Annotated in this window: 22 protein-coding genes; 10 read left to right on the forward strand and 12 right to left on the reverse strand. The window is 68.7% G+C overall.

What is annotated here, in order from left to right; translation table 11 throughout:
• Window positions 1-163 precede the first annotated feature (163 nt).
• Complete coding sequence (locus tag CJ179_RS03190; protein ID WP_005240812.1) at window positions 164-1,135, forward strand: sigma-70 family RNA polymerase sigma factor; 972 nt, start codon at window positions 164-166, stop codon at window positions 1,133-1,135.
• Window positions 1,136-1,237: 102 nt separating this feature from the next.
• Here CJ179_RS03190 and CJ179_RS03195 read toward each other — a convergent pair whose 3' ends face one another.
• Window positions 1,238-3,997 carry a GNAT family N-acetyltransferase gene (locus tag CJ179_RS03195; RefSeq protein WP_072942359.1) on the reverse strand — a complete coding sequence of 920 codons (2,760 nt, stop codon included), beginning with the start codon at window positions 3,995-3,997 and terminating at the stop codon, window positions 1,238-1,240.
• Complete coding sequence (locus CJ179_RS03200; RefSeq protein WP_072942360.1) at window positions 3,990-5,261, reverse strand: acetoin utilization protein AcuC; 1,272 nt, start codon at window positions 5,259-5,261, stop codon at window positions 3,990-3,992. The genes CJ179_RS03195 and CJ179_RS03200 overlap by 8 nt, the downstream gene beginning before the upstream one ends.
• A gap of 132 nt (window positions 5,262-5,393) precedes the next feature.
• Here CJ179_RS03200 and CJ179_RS03205 point away from each other — a divergent pair, with 132 nt between their 5' ends.
• Together CJ179_RS03205 and galE are read left to right on the forward strand one after the other, a co-directional pair.
• The gene (locus CJ179_RS03205; RefSeq protein ID WP_015890477.1) at window positions 5,394-6,086 is read left to right on the forward strand and encodes a metal-dependent transcriptional regulator; all 693 of its coding nucleotides are present in this window, start codon (window positions 5,394-5,396) and stop codon (window positions 6,084-6,086) included.
• Between the two features lie 3 nt (window positions 6,087-6,089).
• Window positions 6,090-7,082 carry a UDP-glucose 4-epimerase GalE gene (gene galE, locus CJ179_RS03210; protein ID WP_072942361.1) on the forward strand — a complete coding sequence of 331 codons (993 nt, stop codon included), beginning with the start codon at window positions 6,090-6,092 and terminating at the stop codon, window positions 7,080-7,082.
• Window positions 7,083-7,089: 7 nt separating this feature from the next.
• Here galE and CJ179_RS03215 read toward each other — a convergent pair whose 3' ends face one another.
• The 3 genes from CJ179_RS03215 to CJ179_RS03225 form a co-directional block, all read right to left on the reverse strand.
• On the reverse strand, window positions 7,090-8,238 hold the full coding sequence (locus tag CJ179_RS03215) for a DUF4192 domain-containing protein (RefSeq protein WP_072942362.1): 1,149 nt from the start codon (window positions 8,236-8,238) through the stop codon (window positions 7,090-7,092).
• A gap of 160 nt (window positions 8,239-8,398) precedes the next feature.
• Window positions 8,399-9,064, reverse strand: coding sequence for a DUF5642 family protein (locus CJ179_RS03220; protein ID WP_095860677.1), 666 nt, complete (start codon window positions 9,062-9,064; stop codon window positions 8,399-8,401).
• Window positions 9,065-9,199: 135 nt separating this feature from the next.
• On the reverse strand, window positions 9,200-9,826 hold the full coding sequence (locus CJ179_RS03225) for an MBL fold metallo-hydrolase (RefSeq protein WP_095860678.1): 627 nt from the start codon (window positions 9,824-9,826) through the stop codon (window positions 9,200-9,202).
• Between the two features lie 286 nt (window positions 9,827-10,112).
• On the opposite strand from CJ179_RS03225, the gene CJ179_RS03230 reads away from it, so the two are divergent.
• The 3 genes from CJ179_RS03230 to CJ179_RS03240 all read left to right on the forward strand — a co-directional run bounded on the left by CJ179_RS03230 (window position 10,113) and on the right by CJ179_RS03240 (window position 14,810).
• Complete coding sequence (locus CJ179_RS03230; RefSeq protein WP_095860679.1) at window positions 10,113-11,081, forward strand: proteasome assembly chaperone family protein; 969 nt, start codon at window positions 10,113-10,115, stop codon at window positions 11,079-11,081.
• A gap of 146 nt (window positions 11,082-11,227) precedes the next feature.
• Window positions 11,228-12,265, forward strand: coding sequence for an alpha/beta fold hydrolase (locus CJ179_RS03235; RefSeq protein WP_015890471.1), 1,038 nt, complete (start codon window positions 11,228-11,230; stop codon window positions 12,263-12,265).
• 40 nt (window positions 12,266-12,305) lie between these two features.
• Window positions 12,306-14,810, forward strand: coding sequence for an RNA helicase (locus tag CJ179_RS03240; RefSeq protein ID WP_095860680.1), 2,505 nt, complete (start codon window positions 12,306-12,308; stop codon window positions 14,808-14,810).
• A 3-nt stretch (window positions 14,811-14,813) separates the two neighbouring features.
• Here the strand turns inward: CJ179_RS03240 and CJ179_RS03245 are convergent, their stop codons facing one another.
• Window positions 14,814-15,218, reverse strand: coding sequence for a DUF5997 family protein (locus CJ179_RS03245; RefSeq protein ID WP_072942367.1), 405 nt, complete (start codon window positions 15,216-15,218; stop codon window positions 14,814-14,816).
• A 58-nt stretch (window positions 15,219-15,276) separates the two neighbouring features.
• Here CJ179_RS03245 and CJ179_RS03250 point away from each other — a divergent pair, with 58 nt between their 5' ends.
• Window positions 15,277-16,041, forward strand: coding sequence for a LysR family substrate-binding domain-containing protein (locus CJ179_RS03250; RefSeq protein WP_095860681.1), 765 nt, complete (start codon window positions 15,277-15,279; stop codon window positions 16,039-16,041).
• A gap of 13 nt (window positions 16,042-16,054) precedes the next feature.
• Here CJ179_RS03250 and CJ179_RS03255 read toward each other — a convergent pair whose 3' ends face one another.
• On the reverse strand, window positions 16,055-16,978 hold the full coding sequence (locus tag CJ179_RS03255) for a hydrogen peroxide-inducible genes activator (protein ID WP_095860682.1): 924 nt from the start codon (window positions 16,976-16,978) through the stop codon (window positions 16,055-16,057).
• Window positions 16,979-17,066: 88 nt separating this feature from the next.
• Here CJ179_RS03255 and CJ179_RS03260 point away from each other — a divergent pair, with 88 nt between their 5' ends.
• Window positions 17,067-17,747: a PhzF family phenazine biosynthesis protein gene (locus CJ179_RS03260; RefSeq protein ID WP_072942372.1), complete on the forward strand. Its 681-nt coding sequence runs from the start codon at window positions 17,067-17,069 to the stop codon at window positions 17,745-17,747.
• Here CJ179_RS03260 and CJ179_RS03265 read toward each other — a convergent pair.
• Window positions 17,733-18,449 carry a hypothetical protein gene (locus CJ179_RS03265; RefSeq protein WP_095860683.1) on the reverse strand — a complete coding sequence of 239 codons (717 nt, stop codon included), beginning with the start codon at window positions 18,447-18,449 and terminating at the stop codon, window positions 17,733-17,735. The two genes, CJ179_RS03260 and CJ179_RS03265, sit on opposite strands and share 15 nt — an antisense overlap.
• Before the next feature lie 18 nt (window positions 18,450-18,467).
• On the opposite strand from CJ179_RS03265, the gene CJ179_RS03270 reads away from it, so the two are divergent.
• Window positions 18,468-18,770 (forward strand): hypothetical protein, encoded by a 303-nt coding sequence (locus CJ179_RS03270; RefSeq protein WP_095860684.1) that lies wholly within the window; start codon window positions 18,468-18,470, stop codon window positions 18,768-18,770.
• On the opposite strand, the gene CJ179_RS03275 is transcribed toward CJ179_RS03270, so the two are convergent.
• Both CJ179_RS03275 and CJ179_RS03280 read right to left on the reverse strand, forming a co-directional pair.
• On the reverse strand, window positions 18,734-19,966 hold the full coding sequence (locus CJ179_RS03275) for an aspartate aminotransferase family protein (RefSeq protein ID WP_072942378.1): 1,233 nt from the start codon (window positions 19,964-19,966) through the stop codon (window positions 18,734-18,736). The two genes, CJ179_RS03270 and CJ179_RS03275, sit on opposite strands and share 37 nt — an antisense overlap.
• A gap of 62 nt (window positions 19,967-20,028) precedes the next feature.
• Window positions 20,029-21,393: an MFS transporter gene (locus CJ179_RS03280; RefSeq protein ID WP_095860685.1), complete on the reverse strand. Its 1,365-nt coding sequence runs from the start codon at window positions 21,391-21,393 to the stop codon at window positions 20,029-20,031.
• 143 nt (window positions 21,394-21,536) lie between these two features.
• Between CJ179_RS03280 and CJ179_RS03285 the strand changes: the two genes are divergently transcribed.
• Window positions 21,537-21,920, forward strand: coding sequence for a VOC family protein (locus CJ179_RS03285; RefSeq protein WP_072942381.1), 384 nt, complete (start codon window positions 21,537-21,539; stop codon window positions 21,918-21,920).
• Here CJ179_RS03285 and CJ179_RS03290 read toward each other — a convergent pair.
• Both CJ179_RS03290 and CJ179_RS03295 read right to left on the reverse strand, forming a co-directional pair.
• A complete protein-coding gene (locus CJ179_RS03290) occupies window positions 21,882-22,961 on the reverse strand; it encodes an alpha/beta fold hydrolase (protein ID WP_072942461.1) in 1,080 nt (359 codons plus the stop codon). The two genes, CJ179_RS03285 and CJ179_RS03290, sit on opposite strands and share 39 nt — an antisense overlap.
• Before the next feature lie 97 nt (window positions 22,962-23,058).
• Window positions 23,059-23,703 carry a Pr6Pr family membrane protein gene (locus CJ179_RS03295; protein ID WP_072942382.1) on the reverse strand — a complete coding sequence of 215 codons (645 nt, stop codon included), beginning with the start codon at window positions 23,701-23,703 and terminating at the stop codon, window positions 23,059-23,061.
• Between the last annotated feature and the right edge of the window lie 40 nt (window positions 23,704-23,743).

The following is a 23,743-nucleotide window of genomic DNA, read 5'->3' on the forward strand; positions in this document are numbered from 1 at the left end:
CCGGGTTCCCGATCCGTCCCCCTTATACGTGTTCTCAGCAACTTCTCAGGACCGAATCGAGGAACCCGCAGGTCACAGCCTCTTCGTAAATTACCGGCCGGGAACTTTCCCGGGCCGTCGGTGCGTTGATCCATATGAGACACCACCGATGAGGAGGCAAGTCATGACAAGCCCCAGCACCACTACTCGCATTCGCCCCAGCGCTGCCGATCTGGACGCCCAGAGCCCCGCTGCCGACCTGGTCCGCGTCTACCTGAACGGCATCGGCCGCACAGCGCTGCTGACGGCCGCAGACGAGGTGGAACTGTCCAAGCGAATCGAGGCTGGGCTGTACGCAGCGCACATCCTGGAGACCGGGAAGCGCCTCTCCCCCGCCAAGAAGCGCGACCTCGCGACGGTCGTCCGGGAAGGACAGTCTGCCCGCGCGCACCTCCTCGAGGCCAACCTGCGGCTCGTCGTGTCGCTCGCGAAGCGGTACACCGGTCGCGGCATGCCCCTGCTGGACCTCATCCAGGAGGGCAACCTCGGCCTGATCCGCGCGATGGAGAAGTTCGACTACGCGAAGGGGTTCAAGTTCTCGACGTACGCCACCTGGTGGATTCGTCAGGCGATCACCCGCGGCATGGCCGACCAGAGCCGCACGATCCGGCTCCCAGTGCACCTCGTGGAGCAGGTCAACAAACTGGCCCGCATCAAGCGTGAACTGCATCAGCAACTCGGGCGTGAGGCGACCGACGACGAACTGGCCGAGGAATCGGGAATCCCGGCGCACAAGATCGCGGATCTCCTCGACCACAGCCGCGACCCGGTGAGCCTCGACATGCCGGTCGGCAACGACGAGGAAGCCCCGCTGGGCGACTTCATCGAGGATTCCGAGGCCACGTCCGCGGAGAACGCCGTGATCGCCGGCCTCCTGCACAGCGATGTGCGCACCGTGCTCGCCACCCTTGACGAACGTGAGCAGCAGGTCATCCGCCTGCGTTACGGACTCGACGACGGTCAGCCGCGCACCCTCGACCAGATCGGCAAGCTCTTCGGGCTCTCCCGCGAGCGTGTCCGTCAGATCGAGCGCGAGGTGATGGGCAAGCTGCGCCAGGGCGACCGCGCCGAGCGGCTGCGCTCCTACGCCAGCTGACCCCCCAGTCCACCACCGATTCAGCGCCGGTGCCGGTCGTACGCGACCGGCACCGGCGCTGTGCCGTGCGGGGACCTTCTGTCTGCGGGACCGTGTGTCGGGTCAGCGCAGCCGGCGGGGTCCGAGGTCGGCGACGCTGGGCTCAGGGCCGATCCGCACGCGCGAATCGGTGACCAGCGCGCCCTCGGCGGACGCGAGCACCGGTTCGCAGGCCAGTTCCCGCACCTCCGGCAGGTCGTCGGCGAGAGCGGAGATCCGCTGTACGAGGTCGACGAGGGCCGATTTGTTCACCGGCACCGCGCTGCGGTAGCCGGACAGCAGCGGCGCGGCCTTCGGTGCGTCGATCAGCTCCGCCGCGGCGTCCTCGGTGAGGGGCAGCACCCGGTAGGCGCGGTCACCGAGCAGGTCGGAGATCACGCCGGCGAGCCCGAACGAGATGAGCGAGCCGAACGACGGGTCGTCCTGCACGCCGACGACGCAGCCGATTCCCTTGGTGGCCATCCGCTGCACGTGGAGCAGGGGTTCACCGGATGCGGCGGCGAGGTCGCGGTAGGCCCAGCGGACCGAGTCCGGTCCGACGAGGTCGAGGCGGACGCCGCCGAGGTCGGGCCGGTGCCGCCACTGTTCCCCCGTCGCCTTCACCGCCACCGGGTATCCCAGTTCCTCGGCGGCCTGCACGGCCTCCTCCTCGGTGGTGGCGGACCGGAATTCCACGACGTCCACGCCGTAGCACGCGAGGAGTTGCGACGCCTCGAAGTCCGACAGCCAGCGTCCGGACGACGCCCCGAGCCAGCCGTCGACCAGCGCTTTCGCCCGCTCCGGATCGATTCCGTTGGGGCGCACGACTTTCGAGGACGGCTTACTCTTCCAGGCCGAGTACCGCCAGGCCCGCGCCAGCGCCAGCGCCGCGCGTTCCGGACCCGGATAGGACGGCACCGAACCGCGCGTCGGATGCCCGTCCTCACCCCGGACCGCCAGGACGTCGGGCACACCCTCCGCCGCGAGGAACGTCGTGAGGACGGGTTTGTCGGCGTCCCGCACCGCTTCCCGCAGCGCCTGGGCATACGGTTCGGCGGGCACGGCGACCGGGGGAACGAACACGGCGATCACCGAATCGACGTCGAAGGACGCGAGCGCCGTCCGCACCGCCGTCGCGAATTCCTCGGGACCGGCCTGCGGGCCGAGGTCGACGGGGTCGCCGACCTGCAGACCCTCGCTGCGGGCCGCGTCGGCCGCCAGGACACCGAGCGCGGTGGAGTTCCCGACCACGGCGAGCCGGGGGCCTGCGGGCAGCGGCTGGTACCCGAACAGCAGCGCACAGTCGAACAGCTGCGAGATCGACCCGACCTGCACCACCCCGGCCTGCTCGAAGAGTGCACGCACGATCGAATCGTCCATCTCGCCGCCGCTGGCCGCCAGCGCGGGCGGGACGGCGTGCCGCCCACTCTTGACCGCGACGATCGGCTTGTTTCTCGCCACCCTCCGCGCGATGCGCGAGAACTTGCGGGGATTGCCGAAGCTCTCCAGATACAGCAGCACGACCTCGGTGGCCGGGTCCGAATCCCAGTACTGCAGCAGGTCGTTGCCGGAGACGTCGGCGCGGTTGCCTGCAGAGACGAACGCGGACAACCCGATTCGGCTCCGCGCGGCCTCGTCGAGGATGGCGATGCCGAGGGCGCCGGATTGGCAGAAGAATCCGACGTTGCCGGGGCTCGGCAGCACCGGCGCGAGGGTGGCGTTCAACGACACCTCTCGGTCGTTGTTGGCCACGCCGAGCGCGTTCGGACCGATCAGCCGCATCCCGTGTGCGCGGGCGGCGTGGACGAGGCGGCGCTCGGACTGCCGTCCGTCCATTCCGGTTTCACTGAATCCCGAGGACACGACGACGAGGGCCTTGACCCCCTTGTCCAGGCAGTCGTCGAGGACGGCGTTGATCGATTCGGCGGGGACGGCGACGACCGCGAGGTCCACCTCGTCGGGGATGTCCCGGACCGTCGGGTACGCCCGCACCCCGTGGACCGAACGGTGCTCGGCGTTGACCGGATACACCGGGCCGGTGAATCCGGCCCGCAGCAGGTTGGTCAGGACGGCGTTGCCGACCTTCGCCCGGTCGGTGGACGCGCCGATCACCGCGACCGAACGCGGACTGAGCACGTTGCGCATACTCCGCGCCTCGGCGGCCCGCTCGCGGGAATTCCGCACGGACACCATCGCTTCCGTGGGGTCGATCGCGAACTCGAGCCTGAGCACGCCGCCCTCGAAGCTGCGACTCACCTGATATCCCGCCTCACGGAAGACGGTCACCATGTTCCGGTTCTCCGCGAGGACCTCGGCGACGAACATCGTCAGACCGCTCTCCGCGGCCGCCGCGGCCAGGTGCTCGAGCAGGATCGGCCCGAGTCCGCGGCCCTGGTGCGCGTCGGCGACGACGAATGCCACCTCCGCGGATTTGCCGTCCCCCTCGCCGGTGAGCCGCTCGTACCGGCCGACGGCGATGATCTCGTCCCCCAGCAGCACCACGAACGCGACCCGGTCGTGGTGGTCGACCGTGGTGAAATGAACGACGTCCCGTTGCGACATGGTCGGGTAGGGACCGAAATACCGTAGATAGCGGGTGCGTTCGGACAGCTTGGAGTGGAACGCAACGAGTTTGTCGGCGTCCTCGGGCACGATCGGCCGCAGCGCGACCGCCCCGCCGTCCGCCGCGAGCACGTCGGCGACCCAGTGCCGCGGGTAGTTGTGCGCGGGGTCGGGTTTCCCCGTCGCCCCGGCACTACCCGACGACTCAGTGCTGCCCGTCTCCGCGCCGCCCGACGACTCCGTGGCGCCGGTCGTTTCGCTGTCGTCCGCCTGCTCAGTCACGGGGATCCTCCGGGTCGAGTCCGAGTAGCGGGAAGCAGGCGCGGCGGGTGGCAATGACGGCGGAGTCGATCCGCGTCAGTGCGCGGTCGACCGACGGAATCCCGGTTTCCGGTGTGCCACCGGGACCGTCCCACGGCAGGTAGTCGACCTCCCCGCCGTCGCCCATGGTGTCCGGCAGGTCGACGCTGGGCGCGAGGGCGTGAGCCCGCTCCTGCCAGGCCTCGGGCACGGCACGGGCCGTGTCGATCTCCCGGTCGAGCGCCGCGGCGATCAGGTGGGTCCACGCACGCGGAACGACCCGGACGAGGCCGTAACCGCCGCCGCCGACGGCGAGCCAGCGCCCCTCGGCGTAGCGGTCGGCGAGGTCGCGCATCGCGAGGAACGCGGCCCGCTGGCCGTCTACGGTCAGCGCGAGGTCGGCCAGCGGGTCCTCCCGGTGGCTGTCGACACCGCACTGACTGATCACGATCTGCGGCCGGAACGCGGCGAGGGCACCCGGCACGACGGCGTGGAAACCACGCAGCCACAACGCGTCGACGGTGCCGGGCAGCACGGGCAGGTTGATCGCCGTGCCCTCCCCCGATCCCTCGCCGACTTCGCTCGACCACCCCGTGTTGGGCCAGAGGGTTGCCGGGTGCTGGTGCAGCGAGATCGTCAGGACCCGCGGGTCGTTCGCGAACGCGTGCTGGACGCCGTCACCGTGGTGTGCGTCGACGTCGATGTAGGCGATCCGGTCGAAACCGTTGTCCAGCAGCCAGGAAACGGCTATGGCGACATCGTTGTACACACAGAAGCCGGAGGCCCAGTCGGGCATGGCGTGATGCATGCCGCCGCCGATGCTGACGGCGCGGCGGGTGCGGCCCGCGGCGATCTCCTGCGCCGCGGCGAGGGATCCGCCGGCGAGGATCGCGCTCGCCTCGTGCATCTGGGGGAAAACGGGATTGTCCTCCGTGCCGAGCCCGTGCGGTGCCTCCGCGCCGAGCACACCGGACGTCGCGGAGTGACCGGCCTGTTTGACCGCTTCGATGTACGCGGGAGTGTGGATCCTCAACAGATCTGCGTCCGAGGCGGCGGCGGGCCGCAACAGTTCGACTCCCTCCAGAGTCCCGAGGCTGCGCGCGAGCGACATGGTCAGCTCGAGCCGCGTGGGATTCATCGGATGGTCCGCACTCCACCGATAACTGAGATAGTCCGGACTCCACACGACTGCACGGTTCGATACCAGTGCAGCCGAATCCTCCCCGGAACTGAACGACGCGGTCATGGACTCACGCTACTGGTCCCCGTGGAGGGTGTCAGCAGACCCCACCGGACCGGCACCGACGCGCGGCGGGGACGGACGGCGCCGGTGCCGGGCAATCACCGGTAGAATCAACCGAGACGAAGGGGTGTGAGTGTGAAGGATCTGGTCGACACCACGGAGATGTACCTCCGGACGATCTATGACTTGGAAGAAGAGGGCGTCGTCCCACTTCGAGCACGTATTGCCGAACGACTCGAGCAGAGCGGTCCGACGGTCAGCCAGACAGTCGCCCGGATGGAACGTGACGGCCTTCTCCTGGTCGCCGGTGACCGCCACCTGGAACTGACGGAGAAGGGCCGCGAGCTCGCGGTGTCCGTGATGCGGAAGCACCGCCTGGCCGAACGACTCCTCGTGGACGTCATCGGTCTCCGGTGGGAAGAGGTTCACGCGGAGGCGTGCCGGTGGGAGCACGTCATGAGCGAGGAAGTGGAGCGGCGCCTGGTGGAGGTGCTCAACAACCCCACCACCTCGCCGTACGGCAACCCGATTCCGGGACTGGCTCTGCTTGGGCTGGACCGCCCGGTCGACCCCCCGGAGACGCTCATCCGCCTCACGGACGTGCCACCCGGCAAGCCGACTGCGGTCGTCGTCCGCCGTCTCGCCGAGCACGTCCAGTCGGATCCGGACGTCATCGGACAGTTGCGTGAGGCGGGCGTCGTTCCGGACGCGCGCGTCACCGTCGAGACCAAGCCCGGGTCGGTCACGATCACGGTGCCCGGCCACAGCGGGTTCGATCTGTCCGAGGAGATGGCGCACGCCGTCCAGGTGAAGCAGGTTCAGGGATAGTCGATGAAACTTCTGGTCACCGGCGGCGCCGGCTATGTCGGCAGCGTCTGCAGCACGGTCCTGCTCGAACGAGGACACGAGGTCGTCGTCATCGACGACCTGTCGACGGGTAATGCCGACGCGGTGCCGCTCGGTGCCGAGTTCATCGAGGGCGACGTCGCGGACGTGGCGGCGGAGGTGCTGGGCACGAGCGGCACTCCCCGGTTCGACGGGGTGCTGCACTTCGCCGCGCAGTCGCTCGTCGGCGAGTCGGTCCAGTACCCGGAAAAGTACTGGCGCGGCAACGTCGTCACCACGCTCGAACTCCTCGAGGCCATGCGGCACTCGGGGACGCAGAAACTCGTGTTCTCGTCGACGGCCGCGACGTACGGCGAACCGGAGCACTCGCCGATCACGGAGGCCGATCCGACGCGTCCCACCAACCCGTACGGGGCGACGAAGCTCGCGATCGACCATGCCATCACCTCGTACTCGGTGGCGCATTCGCTCGCGGCGACCAGCCTGCGGTATTTCAACGTCGCGGGAGCGTACAAGTCGGCCGGCGAGAACCGGGTCGTCGAAACGCATTTGATTCCTCTCGTGCTCCAGGTGGCGCTCGGCCAGCGGGAGAAGATCTCGATCTTCGGAACCGACTGGCCCACCCCGGACGGAACGGCGATCCGCGACTACATCCATGTGCTCGACCTCGCCGAGGCGCACGTGCTGGCCTTGGAGTCGTCGATCGAGGGCAGGCACCGCATCTACAATCTCGGTAGCGGCGCGGGTTTCAGTGTGCGCGAAGTCATCTCGGCGTGCGCGCGGGTCACCGGGCTCCCCATCGCGGTCGAGGACGCGCCGCGCCGGGCAGGCGATCCCGCCGTGCTCGTCGCGTCGAGTGATCGTGCGATCGCGGAACTCGGGTGGCGGCCGGAGCACACGGACCTCGACGAGATCGTCGCCGACGCCTGGACCTACCTGCAGGAGCTGGGCGACCGGTCCCACGCGGCACGTCGTTGACGCGGGCTCAGCCGGCGAGCGGCGGGGGCAGCACGACACCGACCGCGCTCGCGCGTTCGTAACCGACGTCGGCCAGTCCCCGCACCTCGGCCGGCCGCATTCCGCTGTGCAGTGCACCGTCCAGCAGGGTGGCCAGCCTGTGCCCCGGCTCCGAGTCCAGCGCGGCGGCCAATGCGATGCCGGCGAACGGCCCGTCCCCCCGCAGGTAGGCGCTGTAGCCGAGCAGCGCCGCCGGGTTCGCGCGTTCCGGGTCGGGAAGGTTGCGGGCCAGGAGAATCCACAGTTGCTCGGCATCGTCGGCGTACGGGCCCACGGCGAGTGCGAGCACGCTGTCCCGGACGGTGACGTTGTCCAGTGCGAGCGCGAGTTCCGCGTACTCCGGTGCGAGGAGCCTCTCACCGGACGACACCCGCGCCACGTGTGTCAGCACCAGTTCGAGCTCGAGTCGGTGGCAGCGATCCGGCATGGGCGACCGCTCGGCCAGTTGCCTTCGCAGAAGCGACGATGGGCGGCCACGTTCGATGAGGGCGGCAATCTGCATCCGTTCGAGCACCGGCCCCACCTCGATCGTGGCCTCCATCTCCTCGCGCGAGGCGCGGATGGGCTTGCCCTCGAGGACCCGCGCGAGCGCGACGCGGGACGACGCCGGATCGGACTGGACACCGTAATTGCCGCCGAAGAAGCTGAACCATGCACCGCCCGAAGCGATCTCCGCCGTGAGGAAGACGTCGAGAAGGTCGGTCGGCGTGAATTCGAGGAGCTCCTCGAATTCTTCGACGATCGCGGACAATTCGTCGAGGCAGAGCGCGGACGGGCCGGTGACACGGTCGTCGACGAGAACCAGGATCACCCCGCCGGCGCGGTCGCGCTCACAGACGGTGGCGAACTGGCCCAGCGCCGCGCACATCGTCGGGCTCGGCCCTCCGGCACCTCCGAGGACCAGGTCATGTCTCATGACGGCGCCGACCGACGAGTTGCGCTTCCCGGTCAGGCACACCGCCACGATCGACCGGGCCGGCCGGAATCCGAGCAGTGCGGGAATCGAGGCGAGGAGGTCGTCCGGAGCGGACAGCGTGACCGTGTGCTGCTGCGGGGGCGGTTCCCCGCCGGGATCGTCGGAGAAGCCGGAACCGTGGGGGAATGCGGGTGTCGTCATGCCCCAGACTCTGTCGGGTCGACGCCGCGGGGGCCGGCGGGCGAGCTGGGCAAACACAGAGGGCTGTGGATGGGCGACGGGTTGTGGACAACCCGGCCGCCGCGCCGGGCGGACGCGCCGTTCGTCCGAGAAGTCGTCGGAGCCCTGTGCTAGGGCCCGCTCAGCTGTTCTGCACCTTCTGCATGGCGGCGGTGAACACTTCGTCGAGCGCGACGGTGTCGGCCTTCGCATCGCCGAACGACATGAAGGTCGCGGACACCCGCACGTCGCCCACCTGCGCGATCAGCGTCACCATCGACTGGGTGACCTGTTCGCTCCCGGTGCCGGATTTGACGGTCCGCCGCAGCGCGAGGGTGTCGTCCGCCCGGACGGGAGGGGCCGGAGTGATCTCGGTGGTGACGGTGGACTCGGCCCCGTTGTCCGTCACGGTGACCTCACCGCACCTCTTCGTCTGTTCCGCCAGGTCGTCGAGGGGTGTATCGGTCCTGGCGAGCTCGACCGAGATCGTCGAGCGGCTCGCATTGTCGGTACCGACCGCCATGACCGTGCCGGTCGGTCCGTAGTCCTGTGCAGGCGGCGCACAGTCCGCGGGGTCGACCACCGCGCCCTGCGGAACCCCCGTCAGGTCGGGCGCCGCCATCGACACGGCCTGAGCGGGCAGGACGATCGCCTCGTAACGGGCGGGGAAGTCGGCCGGATCGACCAGCAGCTTCGACAGTCCCTTTCCGGACGGCGAACCCGCCACGATGGTGGTGCTCGGCTGCGGTTCACCGGAGACGGTCGAGGCACACCCGGCGAGAATCGCTGCCGCGGCCAGCGCGACCACCGGGGCGACGGCCGTCCGTACCGCTGTGCGCCGAGATGTCACCGTCGTCCTCCCGTGTCGGATGTACCCTTTCCGCCACTCTGCCACGCCGGCACACCGACAGCGGGGAGGCTGCGGCTCAGGGGAGGCTGCGGCTCAGCTGCCGCGGGCGATCCATTCCTCCAGATGCGGGGCCTCGGTGCCGATGGTGGTGCCGTCGCCGTGCCCGGTGCGGACCGTCGTCGACGCCGGCAGCGCGAACAGGCGATCGCGAATGGATCCGATGATCGTCGGGAAGTCCGAGTAGGAGCGCCCGGTGGCTCCCGGACCGCCCGAGAACAGGGTGTCGCCGCTGAACAACTCCCCCACCTCCGGCAGATACAGGCAGCAGGAACCGGGAGAATGCCCGGGCGTGTGGAGCACGCGGAGGTCGGTCCCGGCCACCGCGATCTCCTGCCCGTCCTCGATCGGCGTGTAGGCGACGGCGGGGTGCGTCTGCTGCCACAACACGTCGTCGGCCGCATGGAGGAAGAGCGGGGCGTCCAGTGCCGCGGACAGTTCGGGGGCCACGGTGACGTGGTCGTTGTGACCGTGGGTGCAGACGATCGCCCGGACGCGCCTGCCGCCGACGGCCGCGACGATCGGGGCGGCGGTATGAGCTGCGTCGATCACCACGACTTCGGCGTCGTCACCGACGATCCACACGTTGTTGTCGACGTCCCAGGTGCCACCGTCGAGGCTGAAGGTGCCGGAGGTGACCACTCGGTCGATGCGCACGCTCACGACTCGACCTTCGATCGCCGTATCGCTCGTACCCGTATCGCTCGTACCCGTGTCGACATCGCGCACCTCCAGGGTCGTCCGTCTCGGATCGTGCCGTTCCTCACATTGCCACAGACCGTGCGCGGGATCTCGCTGTGGGCGAACACCGGAGGCCGTGCGGCGGGAATTATCGGTCGCGCGTGGCGTGTTCCCCCAGAGCAGGGCCTCCGAGAGCAAAGTCCGACGTATCGATGCCGGAGACGATAGGGGACACTGGAGGCCAGGCACGAAGGAGAAGAGGTCTGTAATGGACGAACAGTCGAAGATGTACGAGCTGGAGTTCCCGGCACCGCAGCTGTCCTCCGCGGACGGGCAGGGACCCGTGCTGATCCATGGACTCGAGGGCTTCTCCGACGCAGGCCACGCCGTCAAACTCGCCACGACGCATCTCCGCGAGAGTCTCGAGAGCGAACTCGTCGCCTCCTTCGCGGTCGACGAGCTCGTGGACTACCGCTCCCGTCGGCCCACGATGACGTTCAAGGCCGATCACTTCTCGGACTACGACCAGCCCGAGCTGAACCTGTATGCGCTGAAGGACACGGCGGGTACCCCGTTCCTGCTGCTGGCCGGCATGGAGCCCGATCTGCGCTGGGAGCGGTTCACGACGGCGGTGCGCCTGCTGGCCGAGCAGCTCGGTGTGCGCCGGACCGTGGGCATCAACGCCATCCCGATGGCCATCCCGCACACCCGCCCGCTCGGTGTGACCGCACATTCCACCAACAAGGACCTGATCAAGGACCACCAGCGCTGGTCGGGTGAATTGCAGGTGCCGGGCAGCGCGTCCTCGCTGATCGAGTTGCGGATGGCGCAGCACGGGCACGAGTCGGTGGGATTCTCGGTTCACGTTCCCCACTACCTGGCTCAGACGGACTACCCGGGGGCGGCGGAAACCCTCCTCGAGAATGTGAGTGACGTCACCGACCTGGATCTGCCACTGGCCGCGCTCGGCGAGGCCGCCGCCCGCGTCCGCGAACAGGTCGACGAGCACATCGCAGGTAACGACGAGGTACAAACCGTCGTCCACGCCCTGGAACGTCAGTACGATGCCTACGTAACGGCTCAAGAACAGCAATCCACGCTCCTGGCCAGCGAGGAAGACCTGCCGAGTGGCGACGAACTCGGTGCGGAATTCGAGCGTTTCCTCGCCGAACAGGCGATGCAGGACGGCGAGAGCGGCAACTCCGAGGAGGAGGGGGGATCACAGGGCGGGGCCTGACCGGGTAGCGGTTTGTGCGGTCGCCCTCCCGGCACTGTGCGACCGCACGGTGCAGTTGTTCGGCCGGGACCGGTGCAATAGCGTCGAGACCAAGCCGATGATTGAGCTGTCAACATTCGGGAAGTGCACCTAGTTCAGGAGGCGACATGAGCGACAACCGCATTCGTAAGCTCAGGCCTGTTCCGAACGCCGAAACCCGCATGATGTTCCGCACCATCCACGGCTACCGTCGCGCGTTCCGCATGGCGGGCGAGGGTCCCGCGCTGCTGCTGATCCACGGCATCGGCGACAACTCGTCCACGTGGACCGAGATCATTCCGCATCTCGCCAAGAACTACACCGTCATCGCCCCCGACCTGCTGGGTCACGGACGCTCCGACAAGCCGCGGGCCGACTACTCGGTGGCGGCGTACGCCAACGGCATGCGCGACCTGCTGTCCACCCTGGGCATCGACAAGGTCACCGTCGTCGGTCACTCGCTGGGCGGCGGTGTCGCCATGCAGTTCTCCTACCAGTTCCCGCAGATGGTCGACCGCCTCGTCCTGGTGTCGGCAGGCGGCGTCACCAAGGACGTCCATCCGCTGCTGCGGCTCGCGTCCGTCCCGGTGGTCAACGAGGCGCTCAAGCTGCTGCGCATTCCCGGCGCGATGCCCACCGTGCGGCTGGTGGGGAACGTGCTGAGTCAGCTGAACGGCACGCGCCTGCGCCCCGGTGCCATGCTCCACGACACACCCGACCTGGTGCGGGTACTCGCGGAGCTGTACGACCCCACCGCGTACGAGGCGTACCTGCGCACCCTCCGCGCGGTCGTCGACTGGCGCGGGCAGGTCGTCACGATGCTCGACCGATGTTATCTGACCGAGAACCTCCCGGTGCAGCTCATCTGGGGTGATCAGGACGCCGTCATTCCGGTGAGCCACGCCCACCTCGCGCACGCGGCGATGCCCGGCTCCCACCTCGAGATCTTCCGCGGCGCAGGACATTTCCCGTTCCGCGACGACCCGATGCGGTTCCTGCGCACCATCGAGAAGTTCCTGTCCGGAACCCATCCCCTGCAGTTCGACGAGGCGAAGTGGCGGCAGATGCTCGTCACCGGCGTCGGTGAGAGCACCATCACCGGCAGCGCGTCCACCCGCATGGCGGTTCTCGACGCGATGGGATCGGACGAACGCAGCGCGACATAGGCCCGGCAGCGGCGCACGGCCGTCCGGCTAGCCTGTAGCAGTGCTTCTCTCCGACCTGCTCCCCGAGAACGCGGATTCCGATTCCGTTTTCGACGCCTTCACCTCCTGGACCGAAGAACGAGGACTGACGCTCTATCCCGCCCAGGAAGAATCCGTCATGGAGCTGGTGTCCGGGGCCAATGTGATCCTGGCGACGCCCACCGGATCCGGTAAGTCGATGGTGGCGGTCGGCGCCCACTTCTACGCCATGGCCACCGGCAAGCGCACGTTCTACACGGCCCCGATCAAAGCCCTTGTCAGCGAGAAGTTCTTCGCCCTGTGCGAGGTGTTCGGCGCCGAGAACGTCGGCATGATGACCGGCGACGCCGCCGTCAACTCGCGGGCACCGATCATCTGCGCGACCGCCGAGATCGTCGCGAACCTCGCGCTGCGCGAGGGCCCCGACTCCGACATCGGCCAGGTCGTGATGGACGAGTTCCACTTCTACTCCGAACCCGACCGCGGCTGGGCGTGGCAGGTCCCCCTCGTCGAACTCCCCCACGCCCAGTTCCTCCTCATGTCGGCCACCCTCGGGGAGGTCGACTTCTTCTCGTCCGACCTCACCCGCCGGACCGGGCGGCCCACCACCGTCGTGGCGGGCACCGAGCGTCCCGTTCCGCTGATGTTCTCGTACGCGACGACACCCGTGAGCGAGACGATCGAGGAACTGGTGACCACCAATCAGGCCCCGGTGTACGTCGTCCACTTCACCCAGGCCGCCGCCCTGGAACGCGCGCAGGCCCTGACGAGCGTCAACTTCTGTTCGCGCGAGGAGAAGGACGCCATCGCCGACGCCCTCGGCGGGTTCCGGTTCACCACCGGATTCGGCAAGACGCTCTCCCGTCTGGTCCGGCACGGCATCGGCGTCCACCACGCGGGCATGCTGCCGAAATACCGGCGCCTCATCGAGAAACTGGCGCAGGACGGTCTGCTGAAGGTGATCTGCGGCACCGACACGCTCGGCGTGGGGATCAACGTCCCCATCCGCACCGTGCTGCTGACCGGGCTGACCAAGTTCGACGGCACCCGCACGCGGCATCTGCGGGCCCGCGAGTTCCACCAGATCGCGGGACGTGCGGGACGCGCCGGCTACGACACCCTGGGCACCGTGGTGGTGCAGGCCCCCGAACACGAGGTCGAGAATCTGCGGGCGCTGGCCAAGGCGGGCGACGACCCGAAGAAACGCCGCAAGGTGCAGCGCAAGAAGGCGCCGGACGGATTCGTGTCGTGGGGCGAGGCCACGTTCGATCGCCTCGTCGCCGCATCGCCGGAACCGCTCGTGTCGAGGTTCTCCGTGTCGAACTCCATGCTGCTCAACGTCATCGCACGGCCGGGTAACTGCTTCGAGTCCATGCGGCACCTCCTCGAAGACAACCACGAGCCGCGGCCGGCGCAGCGCAAGCACATCCTCAAGGCGCTGTCGCTGTACCGGGGGCTGATCGACGCCGGTGTGGTGCAGCGACTCGACGAGCCCGACGCCGACGGCCGGATGGCCCGGCTCACGATGGAACTCCAGCGGGATTTCGCACTCAACCAACCGCTGTCGCCGTTCGCGCTGGCGGCCCTCGAACTCCTCGACGTCGAATCCGATTCCTATGCACTGGATGTGGTGTCGGTGATCGAGTCGACCCTCGACGACCCCCGGCAGGTGCTCATGGCGCAGCAGCACTTCGCCCGCGGCGAGGCGGTCTCGCAGATGAAGGCCGACGGGATCGAATACGAGGAACGCATGGAGTTGCTCGAGGAGGTCACCTGGCCCAAGCCTCTCGCGGACCTGTTGTTCCCGGCGTTCGAGATGTACCGGGGTGGGCATCCGTGGATCACGGAGTTCGCGCTGTCGCCCAAGTCGGTCGTGCGGGACATGGTGGAGCGGGCCATGACGTTCGCCGAAATGGTCAGCCACTACGGTCTGGCCCGTTCGGAAGGCCTCGTGCTGCGGTATCTCGCGGACGCGTATCGCGCACTGCGCCAGACCGTTCCGACCGAGGCCCGGACGGAGGAACTCGACGACCTCATCGAGTGGCTGGGTGAGCTGATCCGTCAGGTCGATTCGAGCCTGCTCGACGAGTGGGAATCACTCACCGACCCCGGCGCCGAGGGCGACGACCAGCAGGTCGCGTTCGGCGCCGACGTGCCGCGCCCGATCTCCGCGAACACGCGGGCATTCCGGGTGATGGTGCGCAATGCCATGTTCCGGCGCATCGACCTCGCCTCGCGGCGGCGGTGGGCCGAGTTGGAGGGGCTGGACGACGGCATCGACGCCGAGGAGTGGGAGGACCAGCTCCAGCCGTACTTTGACGAATACGACTCGCTCGGCACCGGACCCTCGGCGCGCGGCCCCCAGCTGTTCCAAGTGGAGACCGCGCACGAGCTGTGGCGGGTCCGGCAGGTCCTCGAGGACCCGCAGGGTGATCACGGGTGGGCGCTGACGGCGGTCGTGGACCTCCCCGAGTCCGACGCGGCCGGTGAAGTGATCTTCGACGAGCTCAGCATCGTCGAGGGATAGCGGTCACGAACGCGGCCGGCGGGGCTGATCACGCCGTGCCGCGTTCTTCTCCTTGATGCGGACGGTCTCCTTGCGGACCTCGGCCTGGGTGGCGCGCTCCTGCTGCAGCCATTCGGGGCGATCCGCCATGAGGGCGTCGATCTGCTCGGTGGTGAGCGCCTCGGTGATGCCGCCGCGCGCGAGGCCCGCGATGGACACCCCCAGCTTCGCCGCGACCACCGGACGCGGGTGCGGGCCGTTGCGGCGCAGCTCGAGCAGCCACTCCGGCGGATCGCTCTGCAGTGCGCCGAGCTCGTCGCGGGAGACGACACCCTCCTGGAACTCCGCGGGGGTGGCCTCGAGGTACACACCCAGCTTCTTCGCCGCGGTGGCGGGCTTCATAGTCTGAGGGCTCTTGTGCGACGTCATGGTGTCAAGAGTAACGAGCGTGTGCGGTGCCGTTGACCACGCCCGGTAGCCTGACGGAGTGACAGACGCGGATGCATCCCCTCCCTTCCGGCTCGCGTATGTCCCGGGCGTGACCCCCACCAAGTGGGTACGGATCTGGGCCGAACGGCTGCCCGACGTCCCCCTCACCCTCGTCCCCGTGTCCGCCTCGGACGCACCCGATCAGTTGCGTGGCCGGAGTGCGGACGTGGGCCTGGTGCGGCTGCCGATCGACCGGACCGGTCTCAGCGCCATCCCGCTGTACACCGAGATCCCGGTGGTCGTGGCACCGAAGGACCACGTCGTGGCGGCGGTGGACGAGGTGTCGATCGCGGATCTGGCCGACGAGATCATCCAGCACCCCCTCGACGACGTCCTCGTGTGGGACCGGCTGCCGGGACTGCCTGCCGCGGACCGTCCGGCCACGACGGCCGACGCGATCGAACTGGTCGCCGCGGGGGTCGGGCTGCTCGTCGTCCCGCAGTCGCTCGCCCGGCTCCACCACCGCAAGGACCTCGTCTACCGGACGGTGTCGGACGGCCCGGAGTCGCGGATCGCGTTGTCGTGGCCCGAGGACGAGACCACCGAACTGGTGGAGGAGTTCATCGGCATCGTCCGGGGTCGCACCGTCAACAGCTCCCGGGGTCGCAGCCCGGCGGCGGCCGAGCCGAAGAAGAAGCGTCCCGCCGCGGCGGCCGCACGACAGAAACCGGCCACGGGGACGCGGACGCCGCGCTCCGGCACCGGAGCCAAGGGCGGCAAGCCCAAAGGTGGCAAGAAGGGCAAACCGCGTCGGCGGTCCTGACACTCCCCGGCCGTCAGGCGGGGGTGCCCACCGGCGCCGTCTTCGTGAACAGGCGCGCGAGTTGCCCGTAGTCGTCCGCGCGGGCACTGGACGACCGGAACACGAGGCCGATCGTGCGACCGGGCGCGGGAGCGGCGAAGCGGGCCGTCGCGAGCGGACCCCGTCCGGTCTCCACCTGGACGGCGGATTCCGGCACCAGGGTCACGCCGAGTCCGCCGGCGACGCACTGCACCACCGTCGACAGCGACGTGGCGCGGGTGTCGCCCGCCACCGGATGCGCATCCACCGAACGGCACAGATCGAGGGTCTGGTCGCGCAGGCAGTGCCCCTCGTCGAGCAGCAGGAGAGGAAGCTCGTCCAGCATCGGCGGCGAGATGTCGGTGCGACCGGCCAGCGGGTGCCCCTTCGGGACGACCATCACGAAATCTTCTGTGTACAAGGGGATGTCGACGAGACCGCTGACACCGCTCGGCAGGGCCAGCACCGCGACGTCGAGTGAACCCACACGCAGCGCCTCGAGAAGTCGCCCAGTCTGGTCCTCGATGACCTGCGGCTCCAGTGCAGGCATCTCCTCGCGCAGCGCCGGCAGCAGGGCCGGCAGCACGTAGGGGGCGACGGTGGGAATGAGCCCGATCCGCAGGGGCCCGGCCAACCGGTCGCCGACACCCGCGGCCGTCGCGACGAAACCGTCCGCGGCCTCGAGAATCACCTTGGCCTGACCGAGGAGCCGCTCCCCCGCCGCGGTGACGAGGACGCGCCGCGTGCTGCGCTCGATGAGCTGCACACCCAGCCCGTTCTCCAGGGCGGCCAGCGACTGCGACAGTGTGGGCTGGCTCACACTCAATCGTGCTGCCGCCGTGCCGAAATGGCGGTACTCCGCGACTGCCACGAACGCACGCAGCTGCGACAGTGTGGGTTGATAACTCTGATCGGCCATGCCTATCAGCCTAATGCTTTCCATCGCCTCTGCCTTTTGGACGGGTTCCTGCACAATGCAGGAACGCCCGGAGCGATAGGGTGCGTCAATGCCCATCCACGTAGACGTCGTCCGGGTGTTCACCGACGACAAAGGACGCCACGGCAATCCGCTCGGCATCGTCGACTCCTCGGCCGTCCCGCCCGAGGACCGGCAGTCCGTCGCTCGCACACTCGGATACAGCGAGACGATCTTCGTCGACATCCCCGGGCCCGACGACGAGCACGCGCGCGCCCAGATCTTCACCCCCACCACCGAACTGCCCTTCGCCGGACATCCCACCGTCGGACTGTCCTGGTGGTTGCACGAGCGCGGTGCCGCGGTCACCACACTCGACGTCCCTGCGGGCCCCGTCACCACCCGGCGTTCCGGCGCGATCACCTGGGTGCGGGCCCGGCCCGAGTGGGCGCCGGAGTTCTCGCTGTACCCCATGGACAGCGTCCGCGAGGTCCAGGCCGCCGACCCGAAGAAGTTCGGGGCCGGGCACCACTACCTGTGGGCGTGGACCGACAAGGTCGAGCATTCGATCCGGTCGCGAATGTTCGCCCCCGACATGGGCATCACCGAGGACGAGGCCACCGGAGCCGCCGCCGTCCGGATCACCGCGCACCTGCGGCACGCCCTCCTGATCACCCAGGGCAAAGGGTCCGAACTGCGCACAACGTACGACCCCGCCGGCTGGATCGAGGTCGGCGGACGGGTACACCCCGAGAAGTCACGCACCCTCTGACGTCGGCCGCCTTCCCCGCCCCGCGGCGAGGTCGGCCTCGCTCAGGCTGACCTCGATCTCCCGGCCCAGCGTCACACCGGGAGCGAGCGGAAGCCGGTCGCCGCTCCAGAACTTGCCGGGGTCGTACCAGTTGGTGCGCCTGCGACCGCTGATCAGACCCATCTCCTCGTACGTCTGCGCGACCACCTCGGCGCAATAGGCGCTTTCGAGGCTCGCCGACTGCTCCCGGCGACGGCGCGACCCGGGCAGGCGCCCGCCGAACCACCGCGACGCGAGTCTCGCGGTGGACGGGAACGGCGTTCCGTCGAGCCGCGCGATCGCCCGCATCAACGCGTCCTCCTGCTGCGGCGTCGCGGGTTCGGCGAGCTGACGCAGCCATCCCCGCTGCCCGTACCGCGCACCCCACACCTGGACCGCGGCGCGCAGGTCGTGGAGTTGCACACCACGCTGGAAGCGGCCCGTCCACATGTCCTGCAACGAATGCCCGAGCTCGGCGTGCCACATCAGCGGCGGAAGGTCCTCGAGCACCACCGACATGCCGACGTGGTTGACCGGACTGTTCGTCAGCGTCTGGATGGCCCTGTCGGCCGGGGACTCTCCGCGGAAGATCCAGATGTCGCCGGTGCGGGTGACCTCGACCGCGGTGTCGAGGTCGATGGTGGAACGGTGTCGTCGTGCGTCCGTGTGCCGTGGCGCGTCCATGGGCCCTAGCCTAGAAGGATGCGACTGCATGGCAGGCAATGGTGGAAACTTCTCGGACTCGCCGGTGTGGTGGGCGTCGCCGCGACCGGGGTCGTCGTGGTCCGCGCGGATCGGCACCGCAAGGCGTACACGCCCGACGAGGTGCGGGCCCGTCTGCACGAGCGCTACACCCGCGCGTACGCCGCGCACGATGGGCAGCAGGAGATCGCGCTGGCGTCGCCGACGTGGCGGGACCGGGTCACCGGCGCCCTGCACCGCCTCCGCAGGCGGGGCGCCGGCCAAGATCAGCCCAGCGCCCGGCGGAACCCGTCCGCGAGCTGAGCGACCTGATCGTCCGTCATCACGAACGACGGCGAGATCTGCATGGCGCCCTGACCGGCGGCGCGGCCCGAGATGCCGAACTCACGCAACGTGTTCACGAACGGGAGTGCCTCCGCCGGATCGGCCAACTGCACGGCCGCGACCGCACCGAGACCGCTGCGCACTTCCTCGACCCGCGGGTGGTCGGCGAGGGGCGCGAGGTGCTCGTGCAACGAGGACTCGAGCCGCTTCGACTCCGCCAGCAGGTTTTCGCGCTCGATGATGTCGAGGTTGGCGAGTGCGGCCGCGGCGGCACCCGCGTGCCCACCGTAGGTGTAGCCGTGCCGCCACCACACCCCGCCGGCGAAGAACGGCTCGGCCACCCGCGGGGCGATGAACACCGCACCCATCGGGACGTACCCGGACGTGAGACCCTTCGCCGTCGTCATCATGTCGGGCTGCAGATCGAATCGCGTCGACGCGAACCACTCGCCGCCGATGCGGCCGAATCCCGTCACCACTTCGTCGACCACGAACAGGATGTCGTGCTCGCGGCAGATGTCGCGGACCTCCGCGAGGTACCCCTCCGGCGGCAGGTACACGCCGCCCGCGCCGATGACGGGTTCGCAGAAGAACGCGGCGATCGTGTCGGCACCCACCTTCTCGATCAGCTCGAGCAGGCTCTTGGCGTCGTTCCAGGCGACTGTCGCGGCGTCGGCCATCAGCTCGCCGTAGCCCTCGCGGTTGACGGGAATACCCGCCAGCGCAGTGCCCGCGACGTGCATCCCGTGGTAGGCCTTCTGACGGCCGACCACGATCGTCTTGGCCGGCTTGCCCATTTCGTGCCAGTAGCGGCGGGCGAGTTTGGCCGCCGTGTCCACCGAATCCGAGCCACCCGAGGTGAGGAAGATCTTGCTGCCCGGCACCGGCGCGATGGTGGCGAGCCGATCGGCCAGGGTCGCGGTGGTCTCGGGAACGAAGTCACCGAAGTTCGAGAAGTGCGCCATCGTCCGCAACTGCTCCGCGACGGCGTCCGCGATCTCCGCACGCCCGTGCCCGACGTTGGTGAACCACAGACCCGCAGTCGCATCGAGGTAGCGGTTGCCACGGTTGTCCCAGATGTACGCGCCCTCGCCGCGAGACACCACGAAGGCGCCCTTCTGTTCCACCGCGCCCATATCCGCGAATCCGTGCCACAGTGCCGACGCCATGCTCATCCCTTCGTGAAACCCCACCCCAGGCGACTATGCCACGGCGCCCCGGCTCGGATCCGGCCGCGTCACTTCTGCACGAGTGCGGTGGGGTGCGCTTCCGTGTCGACACCCGGTATCCCACGACCGCGGATGGACGCGCCGGCCGTCTCGGCCACGAAGTACAGCGCGACGAGACCGATCCCGCACGCGGCCATCATGTAGAACGCCGGCATCAGCGAGTTGCCCGTCCATTCGATGAGCAGTTCGTTGACCGCCGGGGCAGTGCCACCGAACAACGACGTCGACACGTTGTACGCGATGGCGAAACCCGCAAACCGCACGTGTGTCGGGAACATCGCCGGGAACGTCGCCGAGATCGTGGACAGCTGCAGCACGTACAGCAACCCGAGAACCGCGAACGCCAGGATCGCCCATCCGAAACCCTGACGCATCAGCAGATACATCGGGACGGCGAACACGATCAATCCCACGAGTGAGCCGTACCATAACGGTTTTCGGCCCACCCGGTCCGACAACCCGCCCGCGAACGGAATGACGGCCATCATCACGAGTTGCCCCACGATGAACAACGTCAGCGATGCGGTGGACGACAGGCCGATCTGCGTTTCCAGATAGGTCGGCATGTAGCTCAGCAGGGTGTAGTTGGTGACGTTCAACGCGATGACGAGTCCGCCGAGCAGCAGCAACGGCTTCCAGTACTCGGTGATCAGGTCCTTGAACTCGTGGGTCGTCCCCGACTCCACCGCGCCTTCCGCGTCCAGTTCCCGGAAGACGGGTGTCTCCTCGAGCTTGGTCCGCAGGTAGAGGCCGATCAGGCCCATCGGCCCGGCGATCAGGAACGGGATACGCCAGCCCCAGGTGGACATGAACGGATCGCTGGAGAACAACTCCACCGCCAGAACCACGATCGCGCCGAGCGCGTACCCGCCGAGGGTGCCGAACTCGAGGAAACTTCCGCAGAAGCCGCGCTTGCGGTCCGGCGAGTACTCGGCCATGAACGTTGCCGCGCCGCCGTATTCGCCGCCGGTCGAGAAGCCCTGGATCATGCGCAGCAGCACCAGCAGCAGCGGCGCCCAGAAACCGATGACGTCGTAGCTCGGCACGAGGCCGACGCAGAACGTCGCACCCGCCATCAGGATGATCGTCAGAGCGAGGACCTGGCGGCGGCCGAGCCGGTCACCCAGCGGACCCCACACGAGACCGCCGAGCGGTCGCACCACGAACGACACCGCGAACACGAGCAGCGCGTAGAGGGTGGCGGAACCGGTGTCGCCGGGGAAGAACGCGGCCGAGATGTACGACACCGTGAACGCGTACACACCGTAGTCGAACCATTCGGTGGCGTTTCCCATCGCCGACGCTGCGATCGCGCGTCGGAGAACCCCTGGTGGGAGGGCTTCCTGCTCGTCTGAAGAATTCGCAGATGCCATAGATCCCGCCTCCTCGGGCCGGTTTTCGCGTTCACTCATTGTGTCCCGAGTGGCACGTGTTGTCGTCGCTTTGCTGTTTACACGGACACCGAGTACCCGCCCGGGACGGTGATCAGTCGCCGATGCGCGGGTAACCGCAACCCATGACCAGCCGAATCATCGCCATTACCGTCGACTGCCGGGACTCGGAATCACTGGCACGATTCTGGTGCGAGGCCCTGGGCTACCCGTCGACCCGCCGGTGGATGGACGCATACGGCCGCGAGTACGTCGAAGCGAGCGCACCGGGGTCGACGTCACTGCTCTTCCAGCCCGTCGACGACCGGAAGTCCGGGAAGAACCGCCTGCACCTCGACATCGCACCGTCGTCCGGATCCCGCGACGACGAGGTGCGGCGGCTGCTCTCCCTCGGCGCCCACCGCCTGAGCGACGACCCGAACGTTCCCTGGGTGGTCCTCGCCGACCCGGAGGGCAACGAATTCTGCGTGTTACCGGAACGTGGGGCCGACGACGGGACGACCGCGTAGCCCCCGCCACCAGGCGGCAGGCCCGCCGTGGGCGAGCCAGTGCCGCACGTGGTCCACGTAGTCCGTGGCCACCCGCACCCACTCGCTCCAGGCACTCGGTGTGGGCAGGGTTTCGACGGAACGGATCAGGAGACGATCGATCGCGTCCGTGACCAGCTGCGCCCGCTCCAGCTGCACCATGTGTCCCGCACCGGGCACCTTCACCAGTTCCGCGTCCGGCAGATGCCCGGCGATGGCCTTCGAATACCGGAACGGGGTCAGCAGGTCGCGGTCGCCGCACACGACGAGCGTCTCGATCGGTGCCAGCAACGGCACCGCCGCCGTCTCGTCGTGGTTCTTGAACGACGGCAGGAAGTCGACGAGCGTCTTGAGCGAGGTGTCGTTGATCATCTGCTCGGAGTGCCACATGATCGCCGGGCTGATGCTGCGGTCACCGAACGACGCCGACCTCAGGATCGGCGCCAGCACCCGCTTGCTCGCGCCGCGACCGCTCTGGACCACCCGGGGCAGGTGACGGGCCGCGGTGCTGAAACCGGCGACGACGGGCGTGTTGAGGGTGCGCGCGAGCCCCACGTCACCCAGCTTCTCCGCCGCGGTGGCGATCAGCCCCACCCCGACGATGCGAGATCCGATCAGATCGGGATTCCGGCCGACGTACGAGAGGACGGCCATGCCGCCCATCGAGTGGCCGACCAGCACGATCGGCCCCTCCGGCACCAGCGCCCGGATCACGGCGTCGACGTCCTGCGCGAGATGCGGGATCGTGCACGTGTCCCGCCGCGGCACCCCGGAGTTGCCGTGGCCGCGCAGATCGAAGAACACCATGCGGATCGTCGAGCCCCACGTCTCCTCGAGCTGAACCCGCTGGAAGTGCCAGCCGGTCATCCGGTTGCAGAACCCATGGACGAACACCACGGTCAGCGGGGCGAACGCTGGACCCACCTCGCGCACCGCGAGGGGGACCCCGTCGTCGGCGGCGACGACACTGCCGCGGTCGCGGGTGAGCAGGTCGAAGGTCTCCCCTGCGAACTCGTCGAACATAGTCTCCCAGCCGTTGCCGAAGTCACGGATGATCGCGTGGACGCCTGTCGTGTGGAGGATAGCGCGGCCCGCGAATCGGCTGCGCGAGGCTTCGCCGCTACCGGTCCTCGCCGTACCGGCGGCGCGCACCGAGACGGCCCACCGCGTTCACGGCGAGCGCCATCAACGCCATGGCCAGCAGCAACACGACCGCGGTGACGGCCAGCTGGACGTACCCCTGGTTCCGGGGGTCCAGGAACGGATACGGGTACCAGTCGACGATCGGGCCGCGGATCAGGGAGTACGCGCCGTACACGGCCGGGAAGATCAGCCAGCCGAGGCTCTGGGCGTCGGAGATCCGCACCCGGGACGGGGCGAGCACCCAGTCGAGCAGCAGGACGAGCGGCAGCAGCCGGTGCAGGGCCGTGTTGATCCAGCCGTCCTGCAGCATGACGTCGATGTTCGCCAGCAGCACCGCATACACGATTCCGGTGATGACCATGTACAGCGTCGTCGCACCGCGGAACAGCTGCCAGCGCCGCGACTGCGGATCCCGGATCGCGCCGATCAGCAGGACGACGACAGCGAGGATGTTGCTCTCGATGGTGAAATAGCTGAGGTAGTCGGCCGTCGAGAAGTCGTCGCTGCCGACGTTGCGGAGCGGAATCCACAGCAACGCGACCAGCCCGTAGGCGGCGAACCCCGCCCGCAGAACCCGAACGATCCCCTGACCTCGCAGCTCCGTGACGACGGCGGCGTCCATCCGCCGATATTCGCACACGGGCGGGCGCGGCACAGGGCGA

Origin of the sequence: Rhodococcus sp. ACS1, assembly GCF_002300155.1 — a bacterium.
In the GTDB taxonomy this organism is placed as follows: domain Bacteria; phylum Actinomycetota; class Actinomycetes; order Mycobacteriales; family Mycobacteriaceae; genus Rhodococcus_F; species Rhodococcus_F koreensis.